The organism is Streptomyces sp. 2323.1 (assembly GCF_900221035.1).
In the GTDB taxonomy this organism is placed as follows: domain Bacteria; phylum Actinomycetota; class Actinomycetes; order Streptomycetales; family Streptomycetaceae; genus Streptomyces; species Streptomyces sioyaensis.
In genome coordinates this window covers 5,305,122-5,326,154 of the sequence record NZ_LT907981.1, presented here as the reverse complement: position 1 = coordinate 5,326,154, position 21,033 = coordinate 5,305,122, and the positions used below count along the sequence as shown (strand labels likewise).

The window sequence follows — 21,033 nt, the reverse complement described above, 5'->3', positions numbered from 1 at the left end:
GTATAACCCCTCGTGCGCGCCGCAAGAATGCGTACAGAACGGGATCAGTGGCGCATGAGACGCTCGCGACGAGCGAGACTGAGGCATAACGAGTGCACAACACCCGACGCGCGGGACGTCAAAAGCGGTGCAGGATTCGTACCTGCCTGCGATTATCGGGACCGCTTCACGGAACCTCCACAACGTGCCACGGAGGTGAAGCAACCGGGACGAGGCACCCGGACCTCTATCCTTGACCGCGGTCCGTGATCCACGTCCACACCCGGCCCCCGTAGCTCAGTGGATAGAGCAGGTGCCTTCTAAGCACTTGGCCGCAGGTTCGAGTCCTGCCGGGGGCGCTCTTCAAGACCCTTCCCACGGGGAGGGTCTTTTTGCTGGTCAGAGCCCGTTTCCAGTGAGCGATGGAGGGACCGGACGCGCCCCTCCACGGGGGTGGGGCACGTCCGACGGTGTCCGGCTGAAACCGGGTTTCTGCGGGTGGCGGCGGAGAATACGCGGAGAAGTTTTCAGGCCCCCGAAGCTGCCGAGTCCGAGAGCTCCCCCGCCTGCTCGATCCTGTGCTTCAAGTCGTCGAGCTGCCCGTCGATGCATCGGGCGTACGTGGCCAGCAGCACGGGGACACTGTTGCCCGCCCACTCAGCCACGGTCGCGGCCGGAACGCCGGCGTTGAGCCAGTTGGTCAGGCAGGTGTGCCGGAGGTCGTACACACGGCGACCGAGGGGGGTTCCGAATTCGTAGGAGGTGAGCACTTCCTTCCGCGCCCGCCGCCACGCTCGCCTAATCACGGACCCGGCCAGGTCTCCCCCTTTCTCTCCCTGCATCAGCAGATCGCCGGGCTTCAGCCCTTCCTTCTCGATGTGGGCACGGAGGAACCGCGTCAGCCCGGGACGGCAGGGCACCGTACGGGTGTCGTCGGCGGCCCGCCCCTTGAGGCCGCGCTCCTCGCGTACCTCCCCGGTGTTCGTCCACTGCTTGCCGACCTCGGGGTGGGCGGTGTGGAGCAGCAGCTCGCCCCATTGGTCGTAGGCGTCCGCGTCGGGCAGGCGTACGTCCCCGACATCGATCGCCACGACCTCCTCGGGCCGGGCGCCGGCGTAGTACATCGTGGCGAAGAAGGTGTGCAGCCGCTGACCGCCCCTCGGCCGCGCATAGATCCAGCTGAGCAACTTGGAGGCCTGCTCCTTGTTGAGCAGCGACCGTTTGTCGACGGCGGAGGAGGTCTTGGCCGCGGTGGTGCCCTTGCCCTTCGGGAGCGGGTTCTCCTTGAGCACCTTCTTCTTGATGGCGTACTCGAAGAGGACGTTCAAGACGCGCTTGGTCCGTCGGGCCGAGCTGGCGGCCACGGGCGTGCCGTCCAGCTTGGTTCCGGCCGCGCGCAAGGCCGTCTCCACGGTGCTCTCGTCCTCCCACGCAGCCATGGCGAGCGAGTTCCGCTGCACCCAGCGCAGGATCACGGCGACCTCCGGCGGGGCCTGGTCCCGCCGGAGGGTGTTGAAGGCGTACTCGCGGAGGGCCCGGCGCACGTCGACACCCTTGAACGCCGTCGGCTGAGACCGAAGCAGGGCGATGGTGACGGGCGTGAGCGCCTTCGCCACGGTCTTCCGGTTGTTCCCGGACGTCCGCTCCCAGAGCTGGTCAACGAACTGGATCGCGAAGTCGTACCAAGTTACGCCGGCCGCGCGGGACAGGTGCGATACCGGCAGACCGGTGGACAGGCTGAACGCCTCCCCCTTTCTTGCGGCGGATACCAGTCCCGCCCGGAAGGAGTCCGCGAGGGCGACGGTGCCGAACGGCTTCCGCCACTCCTTGCCCTCCAGCTCCCAGCGGACCGTGTACGTCGTCTTCTTCCTCCCCTCGTACACGGAGGTCTTCCAGAACTTCACGTCGTACGTCGTGTCCATCAAGCAGCGTCCTCGTGCTCGTTCAGCCAGATCTCAAGGTCAACCCGGCGCACGCGAATGCCGCCGTTCGGCAGCTTGATGCAGCGAGGAGCCCGCTGCTTCTGGCGCCAGTCGTAGAAGGTGGAGCGGGTGATGCCGAGCTCCACACACAGCTCGGGGACGGTGAGCATCACGCGAGTCCTGGGAGTGCTGGCCATCGAGTTCCCCTCCTCGGGGGCGAAAAGGTTGGAGCGGCAGCGCTCTGAGTCGCGACTCAGAGCGGATTAGCGGGTGTTGAGTCGCGGTGTGTCGCAGCTCAGACCTGTCCGAGGTGCGGATTTCTGCGTCATTGCGTCATCAGCGTCATTCGAGCTTCTGACCTGCGGTTTTGTGTGACGCAGTGGTTTGGGGGTGCGTCATCGGCGCGTCATGGGCTGCGTCATCGGGTGACGCAGATGACGCAGGATGACGCACGGCCCGCCGTCTGCGTCATGGCTGTAGCCGCAGGTCAGGGGCCGTTTTCCGGTCTGCATGACGCAGATGACGCAGCGTCTTCCCTCTTAGGACAAAAGAGGGGGTGTCTGTTGTGGTGCGGTGCGCCTTACAGCGTGAAGAAAGAGCCGCTGCGCGGCGCGTCTTGTGGGGCGGCGCGTTGCGCCGAACAGCAAGAGGAGCACGCCACCTCGGTGGTGGCCGATGGTGCTCTTCTTGCTTGTCTGGGCATCGTGCGAAACGCGGGTCAGAACATCCGCTTCGGATCGTGCGGTGTCGGGGCTTGCAGGCGGGTCATTTCGAGGTAGCGGCCCTCGCTGGTGCGGCCCGAGTCGATGAGGACACCGCGAGCGGCAAGCGTCGGCTGGAGGCGCTTGAGCCGGTCGGAGAGGACTTTGCCCGTGGTCGGCCAGCCCTTGGGCAGGGGACGCAGTTCATCGCCGTTGTAGAGGCGGCTGAGGCAGTGCAACCACTCGGTGGAGGTCATCCGCTGCTCTCCACCCGCCTCAAGGCCCTCGGCATGCCTCAGGACGGTCTGTGCGAGGAGGTCGCCCTCGATCACGTCGTCGTTCAAGTCGTCCAGGCTGGCCCGGTAGGCGGTGAGCGCTCCGAGGCCGGTTGCCGCGTCGAGCTGCGCGCACAGGTGCGCGAAGTCCGCCATCCGCAGGTCAGTAGGGGTCTCCGCCGCTGCCGCGCGGACCTTGACCGTGAGATCGAGCAAGGACCCGAGGACCACGGGCAGGACCTCTGCGTACTCCGCCCACAGTTCCGCCTCGGTGCGCCGGACACGGGGCCTCTCCAGCCGCAGGGGCAGGAGCCGTTCGGCGAGGTCGGGGCGGATGACGCCGACGTCGATGCCGGTCAGCAGGAGGGGGCGGCGGTAGCGGGCGCGGAAGACGTCCCCGTCGGTGAACAGGGCGCGTTTGACGTTTTCGATGCCGGTGACGATGCAGCACATGGCGTCGGACAGGTCGGGGGTCATGTGGGAGAGGTTGTCCAGGGCGGTGACCCACCCGGCCGCGACGGCCGCGGTCAGATTGTCCTCGTCCTTTGGGGGGCGGCGCAGGTCGCTGCTCATGCCCTCGATGATCCGCAGGAGCATGCGCCCCGCGGTGGATTTTCCTGCGCCCTGGGGGCCGGTGAGGAAGGGCGCGGGGACGGGCACGGACGGTCCGAGGCAGCCGATGAGCCAGGCGATGGCCAAGCATTCGGTCTCCGCGGTGGCGAAGTTGGTCAGCCTCAGTAGTAGGTCGATGCCCTTGCCGTCGGTGTCTGTGGCCGGCACGGGCAGTTCCCCGGTGAGCTGGGTGCGCCGCCAGCACACCTCGCGCGGGTCGGGGATGGCGATGTCCCAGCCGGTGGGGTGGATGCGGACCGACTGCCCGTCGTTGCGGCCCAGGTCCAGCCACGTCGCCCCGTCGTATCCGGGGGCGACGCGGATGTGGACGGGCTGCACGTCCTCGGTCAGCGCGAGTGCTTCGATCAGATCCAACGCCTCCTTGAGCGCGGTCCCGTTGAACACGCCGTGGCCGTCGCGGAAGAGACCGACCATGAGTTCCTGGCGGTGGCTGCCCGTGGTGCCCTGGGAGCGGATCGGGCGGGCGACGGGGTGGCCGTTCTTCTGTGCGTACACGGTGCCGTCGGCGGTGCGGAAGTACCGGAAGTGGGCCTGTGCGTAGTCGGTGATGATCTCGCGGGCTGGATTCTTTTCGTCGTCGGACATGGTCACAGCCCCAACCGGGTGCGGGCGTTGGTCCACGCGTCGGTGCAGTGCCGGGGGGATTCGCCCTTGGCCTGTGCGACGGTGAACAGCCGCGCGACGTGGGCGTCGGTGAGGCAGCCGCACCGGCCATGGGCGGACAGCACAGCGAGGAAGGTCCGGTAGACGGTGGTGTGGACCGCACTGCGAGCCTCGGTGATGCGCTGCTCTGCCATGGCGATGCCACGCTCCAGATAGGCGGGCGTGCGGTGGCGGCACGCCCCGCCCCCGGCGAGCGCGGGCACGGTGACGACAGGCCGTGCAGGCCGGACCGTGGAGGGCTTCTTCACGGCCAGCGCGCGCACGGCGTCCGGCAGGGCGGTCATGGTGCCGGTTCCGGGACCGAGCCACCGCGCGTAGGACATGAGCGACTTGATGTCGACACCGTCACGGACGTCGTTCACCGAGCGCATGGTGCCCTGGTAGATCCAGTGCTCGCCCCGCGTCGTCGGTACCGTGCGGGTGGCGGGCAGGGCCTCACGAGCCCACGCGACGGCTGCCGCGTCGTCCAGGTCGACCACCGTCAGCCCCGCCCCACCGGGGTAGTAGGCGACTGCCGCCGCCTGGCGCCACGCGGACGCCCATGCGGCGGAGGTGAGGATCGCGGGGTCGGTGGTGGCGGCGGCCCAGCCGTGGCACGGACGCGGGCACCGGCAAGGCCCGGCTGCCTTCATGTGAGGGCGGTCCCCGCAGGCGCTCTTCTCGCAGGCCGGGCAGTTGCCGAACGGGAGCTTTCCCGCCCGCAGCGGCAGGGGTGGGATGCCGCGGGCAGCCAGACACAGCGCTGTCCGCAGATGCTCGCCCCGGCGCTCTCGCCGGATCGGGACATGTTGAGTCATGCTGGAGACCTCCATTGGTCTGATCAGGACTGGAGACCAGGGCGGCCCGAGGCTTTGGCGAGACGCGGGCCGCCCTAGCCATGGCTAGGCGCAGGTGCAGTCGGGGCGTTCGCTGGAGCCGTCGGCGCCACAGCCGCAGCAGTGCGGGTAGGGGTAGGGCTCGTCGCCATCGATGGGGTCGCACAGTTCGCAGTCGATGAAGTCTTCGTCCTCGTACATGGAGGCTCCTCAGTGGCCGCTGATGGCCTGGGTGACGGCGGTGGTCAGGTCGTTGATGGTGTGGCGGGCGTTGGTGTTGGCGAGGTAGAAGCCGAAGAGGACGGCGACGAGGGCGGCGCCGATGCCGAGGGACTTGTAGCGGATCAGCAGGGCCAGCAGGACGCCGAGGATGACGACGACGGAGAGGGTTATTGCCACGGCAGGGACTCCTTGTCATTGATGCGGTGGGTGCGGCTGCCGTCGGCGTGGAGGCGACGGCCGGCGTTGTGCAGGCGGCGGCCGGCGCGCAGGCGGTAGCGGGTGCCGCGGCAGCGGCGGCAGAGCTTCATGGCCTTGCGGGCGTCGCGCAGGCCGGTGCCGGAGCACTTGCGGCAGACGGCGAACGGCCGGATCGCACACAACAGTGCGTAACCGGCGAGGGTGGCGAGGATGAGCAGGGTGCTAGCGGCGAGCATGCGGGGCAACTCCCGTCTCTACGGCGGTTTTCCGGGGTTGGCGCAGGTAGGGCGCTAGACGCTAGTTCGCTGGTCAGGTGCCCTTTTGGGTGCTAGCGGGGGTGCTAGACCTAGCAGCGATGACTGCTAGGTCTAGCGGCGCTGCTGGGTCAGGCTGCGGCCCGATCGGCGTCACGGCGAGTGATGGCGGCGGTGATGTCGGCGCGGTCGATGCCGCGGCGGTTCTTGCCTTCGCCGTCGTCGGTCTGCCCCCAGACCTGACCGGGCTTGATGCCCCAGGGCTTGAGCGCGGCGGTGACGTTCTCGCCCTTCCAGCCCTCGTACGTCTCCGGCCGCAGCGCGACGAGCCGGGTGGCGATGCGCTCGCACCACACGGCCTTCTCGGTGGCGGGGATGATGGACAGCACGTCGGCGAGGATGTCCGCCCCTGCGGTCTGTTCGGGCACCTGGCCGATGGCGTGGCCGGTGACATTGCCGTACTCCTCGCGCAGCGTGCGGGCCCTGGCGACGACGGTGCCGGCGGCGACCGCGTCCACGAACGCGCTGGCGACGATGCGGGGGTCGTCGCCTTCACCGGCCATCCAGCAGATGCCGCGGTCGGAGCGGGAGAACATCGTGGCCCGGTAGCCCGACTTGTACATCGAGGTCCCCAGCACCATGTCGTTGGCGGGCTGGCCCATTACCTTCAGGCAGAACCGCAGCACGGCGTTCGCGCTGATGCCGGTGGGCAGGGACTTCGCGTCGGGGCGCTGGGTGCCGAAGAGCGCGACGATGCCCAGGGCGGGGCCGCGCTTGACCAGGTCGGTGCAGATCGCTTCGATCTCCTTGCCGTGCTCCTCGTGCTCGAAGGGCACCTGGCATTCGTCGAAGCCGGCCACGATCGGATGCAGCTTCAGCGTCTTGTCATTGGCCAGCTCGGGCGTGACCTTCGACTCGGGGCAGCGTGCGGTGGGCAGGGACTTGATGACCTTCGCCCGGCGCCGCAGCTCGTCCTTGAGCTCCCGCAGCGAGTCCAGGACGTATTCGATGTCCTCGTCCTCCTCCCCGGCCCGGTAGCGGTGACAGACCGGCTCCAGCGCGCCGAAGTCGCCGGTGCCCTTGAAGTCGAAGGCGTGCAGTTCGGCGCGCGGGTCGAGGGCTGCGATCAGGAGGAACAGCCGCATCAGGAACGTCTTTCCCATGCGGGGGATGGAGCCGACGACGACAGAGGCGAACATGAGGGTTACGGCCACGTCGCGCATGCGCTGGTCGTTGCCGAACACCACCGGCTTGAACAGGTCCACCTGCCCCGACTTCAGATACGGCCAGGCGGGTTTGGTGGTCTCGTTCATCGGCTTGTCCCCCACCCACAGCACCAGGCGCCCTTCGTGCTCGGCCGGGTCAGGAGAGGGCCACACACAACCGACCTTGCGGCGCAGACCGGACGCGAGCGGCTTGCGGGCCTCCATGATGTCTTCGGGCGTGACGCCGTAGGGGAGGTCGAGGTCGGCGCGGTAGCCGGGGCCGTCGCGGACGATTTCGCTGGTGAAGCGCATGCCGTTCATGTCGCCGCCCTTTTTGATGGCGGCGGTGACCTTGGCGTTGCCGATGCTGTCCAGGCCCCGCAGGACGATGGAGCCGGTGAGCTTTTGCACCTCGGTCTTCAGCACCGCGGGGCCGATGACGGGCGCGTCGGGCTGCTGGCCTGCCATGCCCAGCAGCAGCACCCCGCCCGCACCGAAGGCGTAGAGCAGGGCGGGGGCCATGACGTAGAGCCACAGGGCAAACCCTGCGCCGAAGACCAGCGCAACGAGGGTGACCAGGCCCCGCAGGCGCACGCGTCCGGCCCGCAGCCGGGCCAGGCGCATGTACTCCTCCACGTCCTCGGTCTGCACCGCGTAGGACCGCAGCGGGGCCGCTTCGCGGTCCCAGACCCACCGGTTCGTGGTCGCGATGAAGCGGCAGGCACCGCGCGGGGACATGCAGGCCAGCCGCCCCGCGTAGACCGGCAGGCGCACCCCGTGGAACAGGGAGGCGTAGCCGAGGTTGGCGCCGGCATGGCGGGCGGTGGCCAGGAAGTCGCGGCGGTTGGTCAACCACCCCGCCACCACCGGCTTGCGCTTCTCGTCCGTGACGCCCGGTGCAGGCAGTGCAGGGTTGTCGACCGGCACCGGCGCGGCCGGTGTCTCGTCGGGGTCGGGGGTGTCCGGTACGGCGCGCAGGTGCGCCGCGGGGGTGACGGTGTCCGTCATGCTGGGACTGCTCCTGTCTGCTGGAAGGTGGTGGGGGTGCCCGGGGCGGCCGGATTCCTTGGCCGGGTGCGGCCGCCCCGGGGCGCAGCTACCTGCGGGCGTTCTTCTCGCGCTCGCGGGCCCCGTCGAGAATCCGGTTCACGCGGCGCTGCAGGTCGCCCTGGTGGACGTTCGGCCCGGCCATGTCGCGCTTGCACATGCGGGCGACCAGACCGGCGATACGGGCCTTTTCACCGGCGGTGAGCTTGGGGTCTGCCATGCAACTGCTCCTTCGGTGGGGTGTGGCGTGGGCTGGAGCGGTCAGGCGCCCCAGATCTCGTCGATGCCCCGGGCGTGCTCGTCGGCGATGCGCTCCTTCTCGCGCTTCTGGTGCTTGATCTCGTCGTCCAGGGCGCGGGCCGCGTCGTAGTCACCGCGGGCTCGGAGACGACGCTGACTGGCCTCTGCCTCACGGATGTTGGCGCTGGCCTCACGGGCGGAGGTGGGACGGGCAAAGAAACCCACGGGGTTCTCCTCAGATTCGGTGGTGCAGGGTCCGGGATGTCCGGCCCTACCGCGCCCCCACGGCCGGCGGCCGCGGGGGACGGAAGCAGCTGTCAGCCCTTACGGCGCAGGGTCTTGGCGGCGGCTTTGCCGTCCGGCCCGCCGATCGAGCGCACGACGGTGACCACGCCCCACGCGATGACGACGACGACCAGGGCGACGGCGGCCAGAGAGATGGCCATGGACGAGAGGGCGGCGACCAGCAGCGGGCCGAAGTACACCCCCGCGGCCACCGCCCCACCCCCGACGCCGGCGCCGAGCGCAACGCGCTGCACCGTGCGATCCGGCGGCGCCTGGTGGATGTGCTGGACCACCACCGGCTGCTGGTCGTAGACAGCCGGAGCGCCGAGCGGTTCGGGCCGGTACACGGGCGCCTGCTGCTGTGGGAGGGCGGGGAGTTGGTTGTCGAACTGGTAGCGGCGCGGCGTGGACACGGCCGGGCCTCCTTTCAGCGGCGGTACCACGGCACGTGCTTTTCGGTCTCGATCACGGCCGCGTTCAGCTCGCGGTAGGTGTCGGTCTCCTCGCGGATGCCGGCCGCCCTCTCCGCGCGCTGGTTGTCGTGCAGGGCCTGCTTGGCGGCCTTGTGGGCGGTGACGGCGTCGTTGTTGCTGTTCTTGCGTCCGAACATCAAGTCCTCCATGGATGGGTGGGCCGGGACTGTCCCCGCTCGTTGCGAGGCGAGTCGTCAGGCGGCGCGTTGTTCGTCGTCGGGGTAGGCGCAGGGGATGCACATGCCGAGGGAGCGCGGGATGCAGTACCCGGCATCGGTGCGGCACTTGGGGCAGGTGCGGCGAGCGGCCATGGCCTTGTCGAGGGCGGCCCGGCGGCCGGGCGTCATCGGCCGGACCGGCTTTGCCTGGTCGATGCGGTAGAGGTAGGCGACCAGCGGTTCCCGGCGGCGGCGCGGCCGTTCGAGCTGAGCGGCCACGCCCTGACCACCGGGTCGTAAGCCGCGTGCCCGGAGCTGGCGGCGGGTGGCGTAGCCGTCCGGGGCGAGGCGCCACCGGTAGACCGGTAGCGCCGCCATCACGCGGCTTCAGCCGTGGCGGCGCGTTCGGCGAGGATCGTGTCCCGCAGCGACCGGGCGTTCGCCGGCGACGTGTGGATGGCGCGGCGGATGCCCTCGCCGGTTACCTTTGCGTCCGGCCAGTCGGCCGTCGCCTTGCGTGCTTCGGCGAGCAACTGTTCCGGCGTGCGCTTCGGTCGGGTCGACTTCGCCACCGCCGGGACGCGGCCGGTGGCGCGGCGCGGTCGGGTCGACTCTGCCGCGACTGCGCGCCGCTCGGTCGAGGCGACGGGAGCTGAGTCGACCGGGGGGAGTGGCTTGAGCGGCATCGACTTGCCCAGGTCGACCGCGACCGGATCGGGCAGAGTCAGCCGGGTCAGCGTCACCACCGGTTCCGGGGTCGATTCGGGCAGGTCAGCCGTAGACCGTTTCCTCTCGGTCTCGGTGGATTCCTCCGCATTTGCGGCCGGTGCGGGATCGAGGGCGGTCCCGCCGAACATGGCAGCGAGCGCGGCGTCCGCACCGGCGGTGACGCGGTCGCGCTGCACATCCAGCAGCCTCGATCCCAGCGCCACGTCCCCCACCCCGACCTTGCGGGCCAGTCGCCACGATGCCCGGTCCGAACGCTTCCGCACCCAACCGGTCGGGTGATGCGCGGCGCGGGCGCGGTGGTAGGCGAGTGCCTGCACCAGATCGGCGGTGTGACGCTCGTTCTCCGCGTCGCGGCCGTCGGTGTGCACCACGATCCGCCGGGCCAAAAACGCCATGCCCTCGGCCGAGACGGACATGCCCATCGGGGTCAGGGCGTAGATCACAGTGCGGCCCGGATCCGGGGCGGCCATCGCTCCCATAACGGCGGCAGCTGCCGGCAGCGCCCACAGCCCGAGCCGGACGATGCGCGGGGAGGACTGCCCCAGCATGGTCAGCCCCAGCAGGACCAGGGCAAGCACGGCGGTCGCGCCCTCGCCGGCGGCGAGGGCCCCGAGTGCGGTGCCCTTGCCGTAGGCGTGGCCGATGTTGCTGTAGGTGCCGATCCCGCCGAACACGCCCGTGGCCAGCATCGGCACGAACGCAGCAGTCAGAACGCCGATCTGTACCCGGGTCAGTTTGGCTCCGGTCATCGGGCACCCCCGGCGGCGGTCAGCGCGGTGTCCTGGAAGCTCACGACGGCACTGAAGCCGATCAGGCACACACGGACACCATCGACATCGACCGCCGCGCGCAGCACCCGCGTCCGCCCCGCCGTCTGCTCCCGGTACGTCACCGACTCGGGCCGGATCCCCAGCGCCTCACGCCACGCCTCGAACGCCCCGAAGTCGCCGTAGCTGGCCAACTCCAGCTCGTTCGGAAAGATCGGGGACACCTGCACGTCCATGGCGGGCAGACCAGGGAAATCCCAGGCCAGCAGCCGCAGCACATGCAACGGCATGGCAAGATCGCTCATGGTCACAGCGCTCACGCCCCCACCTCCGGCACGAACGCCGCGGCGGACAGGTTCGTCACCGCGCGACGCGCGGCGAGCACCTTGCCCAGCGCCCGACGGATGCGCCGGGCGTCCAGCTCGGAGACAGGCCGGTCGAGGATCATGATCTGCGCGTCGAGGAGTTCGACCTGCGCGGAGATGAGCGGCATCTCGGCGTCGATCGCGTCCAGCTCCGCGGCCGTCGGCTCACGGTCATACTCGGGGGCGGTAACACCGCCCTGAACAGGAACGATGATGTTCATGGGTCGTGTCCTTCCAAGGTGGACGGCCCAAGCGGCCCCGGGATTGCGCCCCGGGGCCGCACGCCGTTTGGATGAGGCCGCACACAATGTGTGCGGCGGGCCGCGTGGCGGCCGCTGCCCCGGGCCGGATTCGACCGGCGCCCTTCACGGCTGGATGCCGGGGCGGTGTGCGTCAGAAGGAACGGGAGATGGTGCCGTAGCTGTCGCCCTCAACGACCGTCATCCCGTCACCAGAGAAGGTCCGGTTGCCGGTGTCCTCGCCGTCGTGCACGTCGCCAACGTGGATGTCGCCGTTGAGGGCGACCGGACCGGAAGCGCCGGAGATGACCGTTCCGCCGATGTCGCCGTTGTGGTCGCCGGTGATGATGATCCTGGCCATGTCTGCTCCTTTGATGAGAGCGGCCGGGTGGCCGCAGTGCCCCGGGCCGGATTCGATCCGGCGTCGTCGCGGCTCCCGCGTGGCGGGCCGGGGCTGAAGAGCAGTGCGCGGCCTACAGCTCGCCGCGCCGCTCCAGCTCGCGGGCGATGTCGTTCTGGTCCGCTACGGGATTCGGGGAGGTCCCGCCGCCGGCCCGCTCCCGGTTGATCAGTGCGTACTCGCGCCGCAGGTCATCGCTGGAACGGTTCTGGTTGTCCTCGGACGCCGGGGAAGGGCTCTTTCGGAACATGGTCGTTTTCTCCGTTTTCCGTCAAGAGTGAGTGGGTCGTGCGTGCCCCGGCCGGGAGTCGAACTCGGCCTACGACCATCAGGGCGAACATGCAGGTGAGGGGCTTCAGCGCTGGACGACGGGGCGGTGCAGGTCCCGGTGCGTGACCGTGACCTGGTGGCCCGCCAGCCGCAGCAGGTCGGCCAGCACGAGAGCGAAGGTCGGGGCGCGGTGTCGCCCGCCGGCGCATCCGTCGGCGACGGTCACGACTCCGGCACTCGGGCCGGCGGCGAACGCGGCGACCGCCCTCGCGGTGGCCGCGGCCAGGTCCGTGATGCCGGCGGTGCCCAGTACTGCGGCGCGTACCGGCTCGTCCTCGGCGGTCATGTACCGCAGCTCCGGCGACACGTGCGGGTCTCGGAAGTGGTGCCGCAGGTCGATGGTCAGGTGGGCGGTGGGCGGCGCGTCGTGCAGGTAGCCGAACGACACGATCTCTACAGCAGCGCTCATGAGGACTCCTCGGAAGCGAAGGGGTGTTCCGGCTCCCCTCGGCCCCGCCCGTACGAGCAGCCCCTCGAAGAGGCGCCCGGACGGGCGGAGGAGGCAACCGGCCGCGGCTATCCCGCGGTAGCTCCGGATGAATCACGCGCGGGGCCCGAACTGCTTCGGGTCCGCCGCGGTTGGACGCGATAGGCGTTGCTGCCTGCACCGGTCCAGCACAGGCGGCACCTAGGTACTTCGACGCGTCATGGCGGGCCTCCTTCTGTTGCTTGGGCATGGGTTGTGCACTGCAAGGGGGACCGAGTCCCCACTCTCCGGCCGTTGCTCGCGGTCACCGGGCCACCTCGCCAGTACGGGCCGAAACCCTGTTCCACCTGGCCTTTAGCGGGATTGCAGCGTCCCCGCCCTGTGCATTCGTGCAGGTCAAGCACTTACAACTCGCCGTTGGTGAAGCCCCTCCGGGTTTCGCGTTCCGGCGTGATTTCAGATTGACCCATGTCAATCTGCCTGTCAAGAAGGTACGCCGAAGGACCTGAGATTGACCTAGGTCCGGTTACCCTCAGAGTCATGGATCTGAGCCCCGAAGCGCCCAAGCGAACAGCCAAGGAGATCGCTGCTGAGTACCGCGCGAAGATTGCGGACCCGGACAACGAGGACTACTCGCCGGGGAAGCGACTGCCGGCCGCTCGCCAGCTCGCCAAGAAGCTCGGCGTGCAGCTCATGACCGTGCAGAGCGCGTACGGCCAACTCCGTGATGAGGGCTTGGTTCTCACCCAGCAGGGGCGCGGGACGTTCGTGCGCGACCCATCGGCACCGCTCGGCACCGAGCCGGGCAGTAGCCCCGCCTACGCCGCCCTGGCGGGAGAGCTCAGCTCGATCCATGACGCTCTCCGGCTTCTCGGTGAGCGTCTGGATAGGCTTGAGGAGATCGTGAGTAGCGAGACGCCACGTTCGCGGTGAGTGCGTCGGCGCGCCTCAGCAGCCCTTCGGCCGTGGCGCGCGCCTCGTCCAAACTCGCTTTGATCAGCGCGAATTCAGCGGGAGTGAGGCCCGCTAGCTCATTCTTTCGCTCATTGATCCCTGGCATGTAGATGAGCATGGGTCCGCGGACGGCAGAGGACCCGGACAGACTGTCCGGGTCCTCTTTCCTTGCAGGTCAGGGGTATTGACGATTTGTCATCGGGTTACTTCATCCACGGCATCCAGTACCGCAGCCCATGGAAGCTCCCGTCCGGGCGGCGCGTCACGGGGCTCGTACAACGGCCATACGTCCGGCCCGTAGACCAGCCGGACACCGGCTTCCCGCAGCGCTTCGATGTGGCGCTGCCACGCCGGGTGACGAGCGTGCGCCGCGTTCACACGAGGGAAGACGACGACTGGCAAGCCGATAGTCCCGATGGCTTCGCCCACCTGCGTCAAAGCCTGGTTGTCCATGAGGCCGCTCGCGAGCTTTGCGACCATGTTGGCCGACGCTGGAGCCACGACGTAGCAGTCAACGGCTGGGTGCGGTCGGGCCTCGCCGGGGAGGCGCGGTGCGTCACGGACGGGTAGGCCGGTCAACTTCTCCAACCGTTCGGTCTCGCCGTTCATCCGAAGCCAGATTCCCGCCGTCGGCGTCAGCGTCACGGCCGTCTGCCACCCACGTTTCACCGCGGGCTCAACAAGGCCAGTACGGATCGACTCCACGCCGCCGGCCGCCGAACCGACGACTCCCAGTACCCCGCGCTTGCTCGAACTCACTGCACCGCCCTGCACCGTTGGGCCATCACGAACACCTCGGACGAGCGAGAGCCACCGCTCACGGGCGACTGTTTGATCAGGTCCCTCAGCGTCTCGCGCACTCTGGGATTGTTGCGCACGAGCTGCGGCGCCGTACGTTCGGCGGTACGCAGCTCGGTAAACGCCTCATCGCCGCGCCCAGCGAGGGAGAGCGCGCGGCTGTAGTCGATGCGGTGCGAGACACTGCGCTCCTGCGGCATGTGATCGACGTCGATCCGGCCGTTCTCGACCACGTACGACACGTTGTCCAGGTCAAGCTCGATAGACAGCCGGTGGAGGATCACGTTCGTGGGGCCGAAGCCGGTTTGCCAGTAGTTCTCGTCTGAACCGAGATCGTCAGCGAGTTCCTCGGCACGGTCCAACAGTCGGGTTGCAGTCAGGCGGTCCTGGTGCCGCGCCGCCGCGACAGCGGCCCTTAGGTGGATCATCCCGAGCAAGCTCAGCGCAGACGGATCGCTCTCCGCTACCTGGGAGGCCAACCACGTCGCCGTGGTGTTGCCCAGCTCCATCGCAGCTTCGTACCGACCGTTGGCGAGCAGCGCGTGCGTGCCAGACCGGGCGGCTGAGGCGAGGACCAGAGGATCGTCGGACTCGTCCGCCGCACGCATCGCCCGCTCAGCGGCCAACCACGAGACGTCGGACTCGCCGACCTTCGCAAGCGTCGTGGCCGCGAGGTGATGCGTGCGGGCAGAGACCGCCCAGCAGTCGCGGCGATCCTCGCCCCGGCGTCCCGCACGGTCCTCTAGCTCTTGCGCCGTCTGGAGAAGCGCCGGAAGGGCCGCGATCACGCTGCCGAATCGCCCGCCCTGGTAGTCGTTCCAAGCATGCTCCACACGCAACGCCACAGGGGCAGGAGTGGGGAGCTGAACGTCCACCTCCGGTCCGAAGAGCAGACGCGAGAGCCGCCGGGGGCTCATGAGCGCATCACGTACGGCCGGCACGTCGTCCTGGTGCTTCTCGTCCTCCACTAGAAGGGTCTGGCCGAGTAGGTCGCCAAGCGGCACGCGCAGGATGCGCGCCAGTTCCGCGAGCATGTCGATTCGCGGCGGCTTTCTGCGGCCGGTCTCTGCCTTCGCGAGCCAGTCGGTGCTGCGGCCGACCAGTCCGGCCAGCACCTCTTGCGTGTAGCCGCGACGCTTCCGGTAGAACGCGATGCGCTCGCCGATGCTGAGGTGATCTCCAAGACCACGCATAGGGTGCTGCCTCCTGCTGCTGGTAGGGGCGTATTTCACGGTACAGAGCCGGTCAGGCGGCGGGTAGACGCTCTCGGCGCCCCGCCGCCGCAATACGAGCTTGACGGGCCCAAGCGGCGAGACCCGGACGGATTGTCCGGGTCTCTTTTCGCAGGTCAGCGGCGGGAGTGCCGGGCCGTCTGTGGGCCGCCGGAGGAGGACCGGCAACGACCGACAACGACGACTCCGCCGCAGGTCAGAAGCCGTGGCTCGGGCATCACTTCAGGCCCCCATGCCCGTACGTGAGTTGAGTAGGAAGTGGCATTCCCCCCCATCTACGTCGACTGAGCAGGCTCCGCACGGGGACTGTCCGGGGCGGGGCCCTGGACGGCTGGAGGTTCGGGTGCGGTGCCTGCTCGGCCGATACCCTCTTGCATTGACGCCAGCATCCGCCGCGCTGACGGCCGCAGGTCTTTGCCACCCCACAGCATCGCCGGGCCGAAGAGGAAGACCAGCGCCCCGGGTACGGCCGCCGCGAGCGGGACGCCGAAAGCGGCGGCTGCGGCCAGGCCTCCCGCAGCCAGGACCGAACCCCCGAGGGCGACGAGCCGGTCCTGGCCGGTCTCCGCCGGCTCGGTCCGGGACTCGTCCCCTTCGGCCACCGGGTCGCCCGGCGCCTCGATGTCGAGCAGTGCCAGCCAGCGGCCCGCGGCCAGGCGGTCGAGCAGGGTGAGAAGGGTGCCGATCACGGCGGGAAGTGCGGCCTGCCCGTCGCGGAGCAATCCGTCGGCTTCGGCGATCAGAGCTCGGCGTACCTGAGCGGCGTGGGTGCGGACCGCGCTGCGCTGAGCCTCGGAGGGGAAGACAACGCTCTGCGCCGCGTACTCCTCCAACACCCGGCCGAGGCTTTCCATCCCGATGTTGACCGCCCGGATGGCGTCCGCCCGGCCCTGTGTGGCGAGCCTGGCGTCGTGCAGGACCACCAGGCACCAGTCCACGGCACGATGGTCACCGCCCAGCCGGGTCCACGACCGTCGCGCGGGCTGCCACGCGAGCAGCGCCCCCAGCGGACAGGTCAGACACATCACGAACGCGTAGATGAAGAAAATCGTGAACGGTGAGGCGCGGATCCAGTCGCTGCACAGATAGAGGGCCAGCGGCCCGGCGTACGGAACGCCCGCCAGCACCAGGCTGCCGACTCTACGGACCCGCCGCACCAGCTTCCGGGCCCGCGCCGCCTGAGCCAGCCGGAGCGCCACCTCCGTCACGCCCGATTCCATGGGCTTGCCGAGGTAACGGGCCAGGGCGACCAGGAACACCGCGCCGCGTCGGTACGCCGCCGGGTCGGCCCGCGAGGCGCCCCAATCCCAGTACAGACCGTGCCCCGCGGCTCGGCACAGCGCACGTGTCATGCTCCACGCGAGAGCCCCCGACCCCAGTGCCACACAGGACAGGGGTAAGGCCCCCCACAGCTCGATCTCCATCGTCCCCCCACCTTCGCGGGGCCTCGGCCCCGGACGAGTCGTCAGCCTAGCGACGCGCACGCCGGAGCCGGAGGAAGTCGGCGACAACGATCGTGGGCAACAGCACCGACAGATCACTCTCTGGACGAGATGTGGAGGGGGAAGCGTTGGATTCTCGGATGCAGATGCATCGTCGCAGGTCACCGACAATGAAGGGGTGCGAACCTGTGGGGACTGTAAAGCTGCTACCTATTGTCGTCCCCACACTTCTGGGGGTGAGCCATCGCCCCCAGAAGCGGGCGAGCAATCGCTCTCTAGCTCTTGTCTGCCAGACCTGCTGCCACCGCTTCTGGCGATCCGGCCCACCCCTCCTCTGTCGGCCAGACAGACGCGATGCCTTGATGACGGAGCAAGCGCACGTACACGTCTCCGATCGCTTCGGTGAATAGGGCCATGCGCAGCGGCTGTGTAGTCGCTGGGTAGAGCAGGAACGAGTACGTCGCGAGCTGGCCGATGGCTTCTCGTACCGCGTGGGTGACGTTGCCGCGTCGAACCACCTTTGCCTCGATGAGCCAGTCGTTCCCATCCCGCCTAGCGACGATGTCGCGCGGGTGGACGTTGGTCCCGGCAGCGAACCCGGCCTCCGCTAGGAACGCTCCATAGCGTCGCACCAAGGTCTCGTGCTTGCGACTCTTTTTGAGCACGCGAGAGGCGATCTTCTGGACGTACTCTGAGTCGCTCTTAGGTGCGAAATGAAGTAGGGGGTCCGGGGCAACCTCTTGCTTTTGCTTGATCGTTGTGATGACGCCCCGGGTGGTGCTGCGCAGCTCTTCCCGCAGGGCGAGTGCATCCTGGTAGAGCTTGATCATGCGTTGAAGATCCTGCTTCAGGATGTCTTCACTCGGGAGTGACTCAATCTCATAGATGCGAGCCAAGATGTTGCCTGCCTCGTAGGCGCGAGGCAGGCCCGGCCGGCCACCGAGGTCAATGGCCTCTTCGAGGCCAGTCGCGTCGCTATCGGGGATAGCACCACGGATAGCTGCTGCCTCCCCGCGCAGACGTTCCTCGGCCTTGGTTGTCCCAAATGCCTCCCGAAGCTCCGTGACGCCTTGGTTCAGACTGAGAGAGACCGTCTTCATGTCCTCCGCGAACAGGTAGACGAGGTACATCCCGCGTGTAGCTGTCGTGGTCTCATCGGGGTCGAAGAAGGCAACCCAGGGGCAGAACGCCCCAGCCCCGTTGCCTGCGCTTCCCTTGATGACGTAACCGCCTGGCACGTGCGGCTCGAAAAACGAGGGTGCCGACCTCAGCAGGCGCGCAGCCGGCGAGCTTGTGCCGGCGGCCCGTTCGTACGTCGATCCGACCTCAGACAAGAATCCTTGTAGCGTCATAGCCAGGATCGTAGGAGACACCACTGACAACGAGGTTCGCCCGGAAGTACAGGAGCACCCCCAGGGCTGACCGTTGGTGGGCCGCGGGTGTCTGGCGAGCCGCCCATCACTGCGAGAGCCCGCAATCGAGGTGGGGCAGAGGACAAGTCAGCTACTGATTAAGAGGGTTGGAGACAGCGATCAGTAGATATGACGCGCAACTACCGCGATCATGTGAGGCATGGATCAGGGGGTAGCGGCTGTCTTGGCGGCCGGCGTAGCTGCAACGGTGACCCTTGGGGGCGCCGTGATTGCGTATCAGGCTGGCCGGCGACAAGTCAGGGATCAAGGTTCCATCGAACACGCGCACTGGATGCGGGGTCAGCGTGAGCAGGCCTATCTGACCTTTCTGGCAAGTTGTGAGAGAGCCACTGCGGCCGGTCGCTTGCGCCGCGATCTATGGGAGCGAATCGAGGTCGAGCCCCCTGAAGGTGAGGCCTTGCAGGAGCTCCGCGACGAGGCTCAGAGAGTGGGCCGAGGCTTCTCTGAGGCTGTAGACCAGATCCTTGAGCCTCTGGAGCGGATCAGGATGCTCGGCCCCGATGTGGTCATCAATGAGGCTGAGTACACCTTGGAGTCGGTTCGACAGTTCGAGGACTCCATGGTCCCTATGCGCTCTGGCGGCGATCCCTTCAACGCGGAGGGGAATCTGCGAGTGCAGCGCGCAACGTTTGCCGCTGTTGCGCGTCAAGTGCTCACACATCCACAGGAAAACATCACTGTTGTCGTCGCTGAGGAGTGACGTTGGCTGGGGCGTCACCCCAGGTGCAGCGAGGCATTCGCACCGCGTCCGTGGTCTCAGATCTGGTCTCGTTTGCCGGTCGGTCCGAGTAAGTCCATCGACATCCAGTGGCGCATGCCTAGGGCCCTCACCAGCAGCTCAGCGCTGCTCCTGGACCTGAGCGGACGGCCTCGGAACAAGATCCGACAACTCGTAATGCGTAGGTCTCAGGTTCGAACACCCGGCCAGAGACAGGGGGCCGACTTGGGGTCACCGACATGACCACTGTGACTTAAGCTCTGAGATCGTCCTGACGGCAGACTCTGACGGCAACGTCTACAGGCCAAAGCGGCCTTGAGCACTTCTCGGAGCACTCGCCAGGCTCTGCGATGGGCTTGGCGCCCAAGCCGATCAATCGGTTGAACGACCTTGTAAGGCGGTGGTCGCCGCCCTCATCTCGCGTTATGGCCGGAACGAGCGCCTCCGGTGAATGCGCGGTGACGCGGTCGACTCGATCCCCCCGACCGTCGCTTAGCCGCAGGTCAGAGTGGGAACCATACGGAAACGAGTGAGCCCCTTCTAAGCACTTGGCCGCAGGTTCGAGTCCTGCCGGGGGCGCAACCGAGCATTGCGCGAAAACCTGACCCTCCTTCCGGGTTCCGCACGGGCTCATCCAGGTTCCGCGCGGGCTCGGGGAGCCGGAAGACCGACTTGATGCGTGTACGGCTTTCCACCGCCCGGGCTGCACCAGTGCAGCCCGGGCAGCTGGCGCCTGGCCGGAGCGCGGTCGCTTAGCAGCGGCTAGCGGGCTCGTTTGGGTTCGTAGGGACTCCAGCCCTCCAAGTAGGGACGGAGATCGCTGGGACTGATATCCGGGTCTTCTGGTATGCCGGGCCATCGAGGTACTGGATCGATGTGAGCGGCGTAGTCGCGTGCCCAGGAGAGCCAGTCTCGTACTGCCTCGGCTCTGGCCTCTCCGTCGGTCGGGGCCTGCTGGAGATGCTGTTCGAGAGCGTCGCAGTAGGCACGGATGCGTGAGGCCTCGTTCCACGCCTCGACCTGATCGTGCAAGGCTTTCTGCCGGTGCGCATGGATGAAGGCTGTTCGGGCTCGGTCCATCGCTTCGTGCCAGCGTCGCTCGGTTTCCTCGGCTTTGCGCTGTTGTGCGAGCTGTCGTTCCTCGTCAATCTGGGAGCGTCGGTCGACTTCGCGCAGGAGGTCGGGGAGCTTGTCCTCCAGCCGCCAGCGCCTCCGGTCCCCCCAACGGTAGCGGCGGCCTCGGTGCGCCCAGTCGTAGGCGAGACCGATCTCCAGTTCGTGGGAGGGGCGGATGGCGCGCGCGGTCACGCGTTGCCACGCGTACTGCACACCTTCTGGATCGTGGACCTCGATGCTCCCCTCCGTCAGGACGACAGGGAACGCGCTACTGCGGGCACCGATAGACAAGACGGCGCGGGATTCAGGTGCTGCGTTGCTGATCGCGAAGCCCTTTCGTTCCGCCGCCGAGCAGACCGCCTGCAGGATTCGTCGGGCACGTTCCCGGCAGTCCCCGCAGACGGGCACAGCGGCTTGGCGGACAACGGAGTGGAGCTGTTCCGGCAGCAGGGCTTTCTCGATGGTCACGGGCTCAGTTGGCGTCGGAGCGCGCCTGGGATGTTCGCCGGCGACCAGTCTGATGACGAGGTCGCCCTTGTCGCGCCCGCTGTATTCAAGATGGTGGCTACCTGGGATCTGGTATGTGGCCTTGGCAGCATGGAGGACGCGACGCATTCTGGCACGTTCTTCCGGCGCCGGATCACGGATACGAAGCGAGCCTCCCGAGCGCTCGATGTCGGCGATCAGCCGAGCTGCCGCCTCTGGCGTCACCTCCGGTGTCGGCGGTTCCGAAACGACACCGGCCGCCGTCTCTTCTGAGCTCGGATCCGACGCCGTCACCGTGCCGTCTGCCTCGGCCAGAGTCCGCCGGCCAGCCTCGGTGGGGGCTGCCGTCCATCGGCCGTCGGCCCAAGCAGTGGTGACAAGTCCCCGCCTCCGCAGCGCGTACACGGTGGCAGCCAGGGCCGACTCCGCCGAGGTGACTGGCGTGCTGTCTTCGCAGATGCGGCGAAGCACGGTGAGCTGGCGGTCATTGAGAGTGGCCCGACGCCCCATGGCTTCAGCTCCCCTCA

At 68.2% G+C, this 21,033-nt stretch carries 26 protein-coding genes and 1 tRNA gene; 3 read left to right on the top strand and 24 right to left on the bottom strand.

Annotation, left to right across the window (positions count from 1 at the left end; translation table 11 throughout):
• The first annotated feature begins 265 nt into the window (after positions 1 to 265).
• Positions 266 to 338: transfer RNA gene (locus CPH93_RS22915), tRNA-Arg, on the top strand.
• Between the two features lie 168 nt (positions 339 to 506).
• Here CPH93_RS22915 and CPH93_RS22910 read toward each other — a convergent pair.
• The 19 genes from CPH93_RS22910 to CPH93_RS22835 form a co-directional block, all read right to left on the bottom strand.
• Positions 507 to 1,901, bottom strand: a complete 1,395-nt coding sequence (locus tag CPH93_RS22910; RefSeq protein WP_096213945.1) for a tyrosine-type recombinase/integrase — start codon at positions 1,899 to 1,901, stop codon at positions 507 to 509.
• A complete protein-coding gene (locus CPH93_RS22905; protein WP_096213944.1) occupies positions 1,901 to 2,098 on the bottom strand; it encodes a helix-turn-helix transcriptional regulator in 198 nt (65 codons plus the stop codon). The genes CPH93_RS22910 and CPH93_RS22905 overlap by 1 nt, the downstream gene beginning before the upstream one ends.
• A 521-nt stretch (positions 2,099 to 2,619) precedes the next feature.
• Positions 2,620 to 4,095: an ATP-binding protein gene (locus CPH93_RS22900; RefSeq protein WP_096213943.1), complete on the bottom strand. Its 1,476-nt coding sequence runs from the start codon at positions 4,093 to 4,095 to the stop codon at positions 2,620 to 2,622.
• A gap of 2 nt (positions 4,096 to 4,097) precedes the next feature.
• The gene (locus tag CPH93_RS22895) at positions 4,098 to 4,970 is read right to left on the bottom strand and encodes a bifunctional DNA primase/polymerase (RefSeq protein WP_096215552.1); all 873 of its coding nucleotides are present in this window, start codon (positions 4,968 to 4,970) and stop codon (positions 4,098 to 4,100) included.
• A gap of 84 nt (positions 4,971 to 5,054) precedes the next feature.
• Entirely contained in the window at positions 5,055 to 5,189 is a 135-nt protein-coding gene (locus tag CPH93_RS37315; protein ID WP_269460117.1) for a hypothetical protein, read from the bottom strand.
• Positions 5,190 to 5,198: 9 nt separating this feature from the next.
• Positions 5,199 to 5,387: a hypothetical protein gene (locus CPH93_RS22890; protein WP_096213942.1), complete on the bottom strand. Its 189-nt coding sequence runs from the start codon at positions 5,385 to 5,387 to the stop codon at positions 5,199 to 5,201.
• On the bottom strand, positions 5,378 to 5,644 hold the full coding sequence (locus CPH93_RS22885; RefSeq protein ID WP_096213941.1) for a hypothetical protein: 267 nt from the start codon (positions 5,642 to 5,644) through the stop codon (positions 5,378 to 5,380). The genes CPH93_RS22890 and CPH93_RS22885 overlap by 10 nt, the downstream gene beginning before the upstream one ends.
• A 149-nt stretch (positions 5,645 to 5,793) precedes the next feature.
• Complete coding sequence (locus tag CPH93_RS22880; protein WP_096213940.1) at positions 5,794 to 7,875, bottom strand: cell division protein FtsK; 2,082 nt, start codon at positions 7,873 to 7,875, stop codon at positions 5,794 to 5,796.
• Between the two features lie 88 nt (positions 7,876 to 7,963).
• Positions 7,964 to 8,134: a DUF6257 family protein gene (locus CPH93_RS36255; protein ID WP_173909869.1), complete on the bottom strand. Its 171-nt coding sequence runs from the start codon at positions 8,132 to 8,134 to the stop codon at positions 7,964 to 7,966.
• A gap of 41 nt (positions 8,135 to 8,175) precedes the next feature.
• On the bottom strand, positions 8,176 to 8,379 hold the full coding sequence (locus tag CPH93_RS22875) for a hypothetical protein (protein WP_096213939.1): 204 nt from the start codon (positions 8,377 to 8,379) through the stop codon (positions 8,176 to 8,178).
• A gap of 92 nt (positions 8,380 to 8,471) precedes the next feature.
• Positions 8,472 to 8,852, bottom strand: coding sequence for a DUF6251 family protein (locus CPH93_RS22870; RefSeq protein WP_096213938.1), 381 nt, complete (start codon positions 8,850 to 8,852; stop codon positions 8,472 to 8,474).
• Positions 8,853 to 8,866: 14 nt separating this feature from the next.
• Entirely contained in the window at positions 8,867 to 9,049 is a 183-nt protein-coding gene (locus CPH93_RS22865; protein WP_159395043.1) for a hypothetical protein, read from the bottom strand.
• Between the two features lie 57 nt (positions 9,050 to 9,106).
• On the bottom strand, positions 9,107 to 9,448 hold the full coding sequence (locus CPH93_RS22860; protein ID WP_096213936.1) for an RRQRL motif-containing zinc-binding protein: 342 nt from the start codon (positions 9,446 to 9,448) through the stop codon (positions 9,107 to 9,109).
• Entirely contained in the window at positions 9,448 to 10,548 is a 1,101-nt protein-coding gene (locus CPH93_RS22855; RefSeq protein WP_096213935.1) for a conjugal transfer protein, read from the bottom strand. Before CPH93_RS22855 ends, CPH93_RS22860 begins: the two co-directional genes overlap by 1 nt.
• The gene (locus tag CPH93_RS22850; protein WP_231976929.1) at positions 10,545 to 10,886 is read right to left on the bottom strand and encodes a hypothetical protein; all 342 of its coding nucleotides are present in this window, start codon (positions 10,884 to 10,886) and stop codon (positions 10,545 to 10,547) included. The genes CPH93_RS22855 and CPH93_RS22850 overlap by 4 nt, the downstream gene beginning before the upstream one ends.
• On the bottom strand, positions 10,883 to 11,152 hold the full coding sequence (locus CPH93_RS22845) for a DUF6284 family protein (RefSeq protein WP_096213934.1): 270 nt from the start codon (positions 11,150 to 11,152) through the stop codon (positions 10,883 to 10,885). The genes CPH93_RS22850 and CPH93_RS22845 overlap by 4 nt, the downstream gene beginning before the upstream one ends.
• Positions 11,153 to 11,324: 172 nt before the next feature.
• Positions 11,325 to 11,531, bottom strand: a complete 207-nt coding sequence (locus tag CPH93_RS22840) for a hypothetical protein (protein WP_096213933.1) — start codon at positions 11,529 to 11,531, stop codon at positions 11,325 to 11,327.
• A 112-nt stretch (positions 11,532 to 11,643) separates the two neighbouring features.
• The gene (locus tag CPH93_RS35865) at positions 11,644 to 11,820 is read right to left on the bottom strand and encodes a hypothetical protein (RefSeq protein ID WP_159395042.1); all 177 of its coding nucleotides are present in this window, start codon (positions 11,818 to 11,820) and stop codon (positions 11,644 to 11,646) included.
• A 105-nt stretch (positions 11,821 to 11,925) separates the two neighbouring features.
• A complete protein-coding gene (locus CPH93_RS22835) occupies positions 11,926 to 12,309 on the bottom strand; it encodes a RapZ C-terminal domain-containing protein (RefSeq protein WP_096213932.1) in 384 nt (127 codons plus the stop codon).
• Between the two features lie 558 nt (positions 12,310 to 12,867).
• Between CPH93_RS22835 and CPH93_RS22830 the strand changes: the two genes are divergently transcribed.
• The gene (locus CPH93_RS22830; RefSeq protein WP_096213931.1) at positions 12,868 to 13,260 is read left to right on the top strand and encodes a GntR family transcriptional regulator; all 393 of its coding nucleotides are present in this window, start codon (positions 12,868 to 12,870) and stop codon (positions 13,258 to 13,260) included.
• Positions 13,261 to 13,476: 216 nt separating this feature from the next.
• On the opposite strand, the gene CPH93_RS22825 is transcribed toward CPH93_RS22830, so the two are convergent.
• From CPH93_RS22825 to CPH93_RS22810, 4 genes are all read right to left on the bottom strand, one after another.
• Positions 13,477 to 14,040, bottom strand: coding sequence for a flavoprotein (locus tag CPH93_RS22825; protein WP_197708711.1), 564 nt, complete (start codon positions 14,038 to 14,040; stop codon positions 13,477 to 13,479).
• Positions 14,037 to 15,272 (bottom strand): helix-turn-helix domain-containing protein, encoded by a 1,236-nt coding sequence (locus CPH93_RS22820; protein ID WP_096213929.1) that lies wholly within the window; start codon positions 15,270 to 15,272, stop codon positions 14,037 to 14,039. The genes CPH93_RS22825 and CPH93_RS22820 overlap by 4 nt, the downstream gene beginning before the upstream one ends.
• Positions 15,273 to 15,586: 314 nt before the next feature.
• Positions 15,587 to 16,663 (bottom strand): hypothetical protein, encoded by a 1,077-nt coding sequence (locus CPH93_RS22815; RefSeq protein ID WP_096213928.1) that lies wholly within the window; start codon positions 16,661 to 16,663, stop codon positions 15,587 to 15,589.
• A gap of 365 nt (positions 16,664 to 17,028) precedes the next feature.
• A complete protein-coding gene (locus CPH93_RS22810) occupies positions 17,029 to 18,105 on the bottom strand; it encodes an MrcB family domain-containing protein (RefSeq protein ID WP_096213927.1) in 1,077 nt (358 codons plus the stop codon).
• Positions 18,106 to 18,325: 220 nt separating this feature from the next.
• On the opposite strand from CPH93_RS22810, the gene CPH93_RS22805 reads away from it, so the two are divergent.
• Entirely contained in the window at positions 18,326 to 18,886 is a 561-nt protein-coding gene (locus CPH93_RS22805) for a hypothetical protein (RefSeq protein WP_096213926.1), read from the top strand.
• Between the two features lie 780 nt (positions 18,887 to 19,666).
• Here the strand turns inward: CPH93_RS22805 and CPH93_RS35860 are convergent.
• Positions 19,667 to 21,016, bottom strand: coding sequence for a hypothetical protein (locus tag CPH93_RS35860; protein WP_159395041.1), 1,350 nt, complete (start codon positions 21,014 to 21,016; stop codon positions 19,667 to 19,669).
• Positions 21,017 to 21,033: the final 17 nt, after the last annotated feature.

Coding starts and splice junctions, on each gene's coding strand:
- CPH93_RS22840 (WP_096213933.1), bottom strand. CDS start 11,531: ATGGCCAGGATCATCATCACCGGCGACCACAACGGCGACATCGGCGGA.
- CPH93_RS22895 (WP_096215552.1), bottom strand. CDS start 4,970: ATGACTCAACATGTCCCGATCCGGCGAGAGCGCCGGGGCGAGCATCTG.
- CPH93_RS22860 (WP_096213936.1), bottom strand. CDS start 9,448: ATGGCGGCGCTACCGGTCTACCGGTGGCGCCTCGCCCCGGACGGCTAC.
- CPH93_RS22820 (WP_096213929.1), bottom strand. CDS start 15,272: ATGCGTGGTCTTGGAGATCACCTCAGCATCGGCGAGCGCATCGCGTTC.
- CPH93_RS22835 (WP_096213932.1), bottom strand. CDS start 12,309: ATGAGCGCTGCTGTAGAGATCGTGTCGTTCGGCTACCTGCACGACGCG.
- CPH93_RS22865 (WP_159395043.1), bottom strand. CDS start 9,049: ATGTTCGGACGCAAGAACAGCAACAACGACGCCGTCACCGCCCACAAG.
- CPH93_RS35860 (WP_159395041.1), bottom strand. CDS start 21,016: ATGGGGCGTCGGGCCACTCTCAATGACCGCCAGCTCACCGTGCTTCGC.
- CPH93_RS22845 (WP_096213934.1), bottom strand. CDS start 11,152: ATGAACATCATCGTTCCTGTTCAGGGCGGTGTTACCGCCCCCGAGTAT.
- CPH93_RS22880 (WP_096213940.1), bottom strand. CDS start 7,875: ATGACGGACACCGTCACCCCCGCGGCGCACCTGCGCGCCGTACCGGAC.
- CPH93_RS22810 (WP_096213927.1), bottom strand. CDS start 18,105: ATGACGCTACAAGGATTCTTGTCTGAGGTCGGATCGACGTACGAACGG.
- CPH93_RS22885 (WP_096213941.1), bottom strand. CDS start 5,644: ATGCTCGCCGCTAGCACCCTGCTCATCCTCGCCACCCTCGCCGGTTAC.
- CPH93_RS22830 (WP_096213931.1), top strand. CDS start 12,868: ATGGATCTGAGCCCCGAAGCGCCCAAGCGAACAGCCAAGGAGATCGCT.
- CPH93_RS22815 (WP_096213928.1), bottom strand. CDS start 16,663: ATGACACGTGCGCTGTGCCGAGCCGCGGGGCACGGTCTGTACTGGGAT.
- CPH93_RS22805 (WP_096213926.1), top strand. CDS start 18,326: ATGGATCAGGGGGTAGCGGCTGTCTTGGCGGCCGGCGTAGCTGCAACG.
- CPH93_RS22900 (WP_096213943.1), bottom strand. CDS start 4,095: ATGTCCGACGACGAAAAGAATCCAGCCCGCGAGATCATCACCGACTAC.
- CPH93_RS36255 (WP_173909869.1), bottom strand. CDS start 8,134: ATGGCAGACCCCAAGCTCACCGCCGGTGAAAAGGCCCGTATCGCCGGT.
- CPH93_RS35865 (WP_159395042.1), bottom strand. CDS start 11,820: ATGTTCCGAAAGAGCCCTTCCCCGGCGTCCGAGGACAACCAGAACCGT.
- CPH93_RS37315 (WP_269460117.1), bottom strand. CDS start 5,189: ATGTACGAGGACGAAGACTTCATCGACTGCGAACTGTGCGACCCCATC.
- CPH93_RS22855 (WP_096213935.1), bottom strand. CDS start 10,548: ATGACCGGAGCCAAACTGACCCGGGTACAGATCGGCGTTCTGACTGCT.
- CPH93_RS22910 (WP_096213945.1), bottom strand. CDS start 1,901: ATGGACACGACGTACGACGTGAAGTTCTGGAAGACCTCCGTGTACGAG.
- CPH93_RS22905 (WP_096213944.1), bottom strand. CDS start 2,098: ATGGCCAGCACTCCCAGGACTCGCGTGATGCTCACCGTCCCCGAGCTG.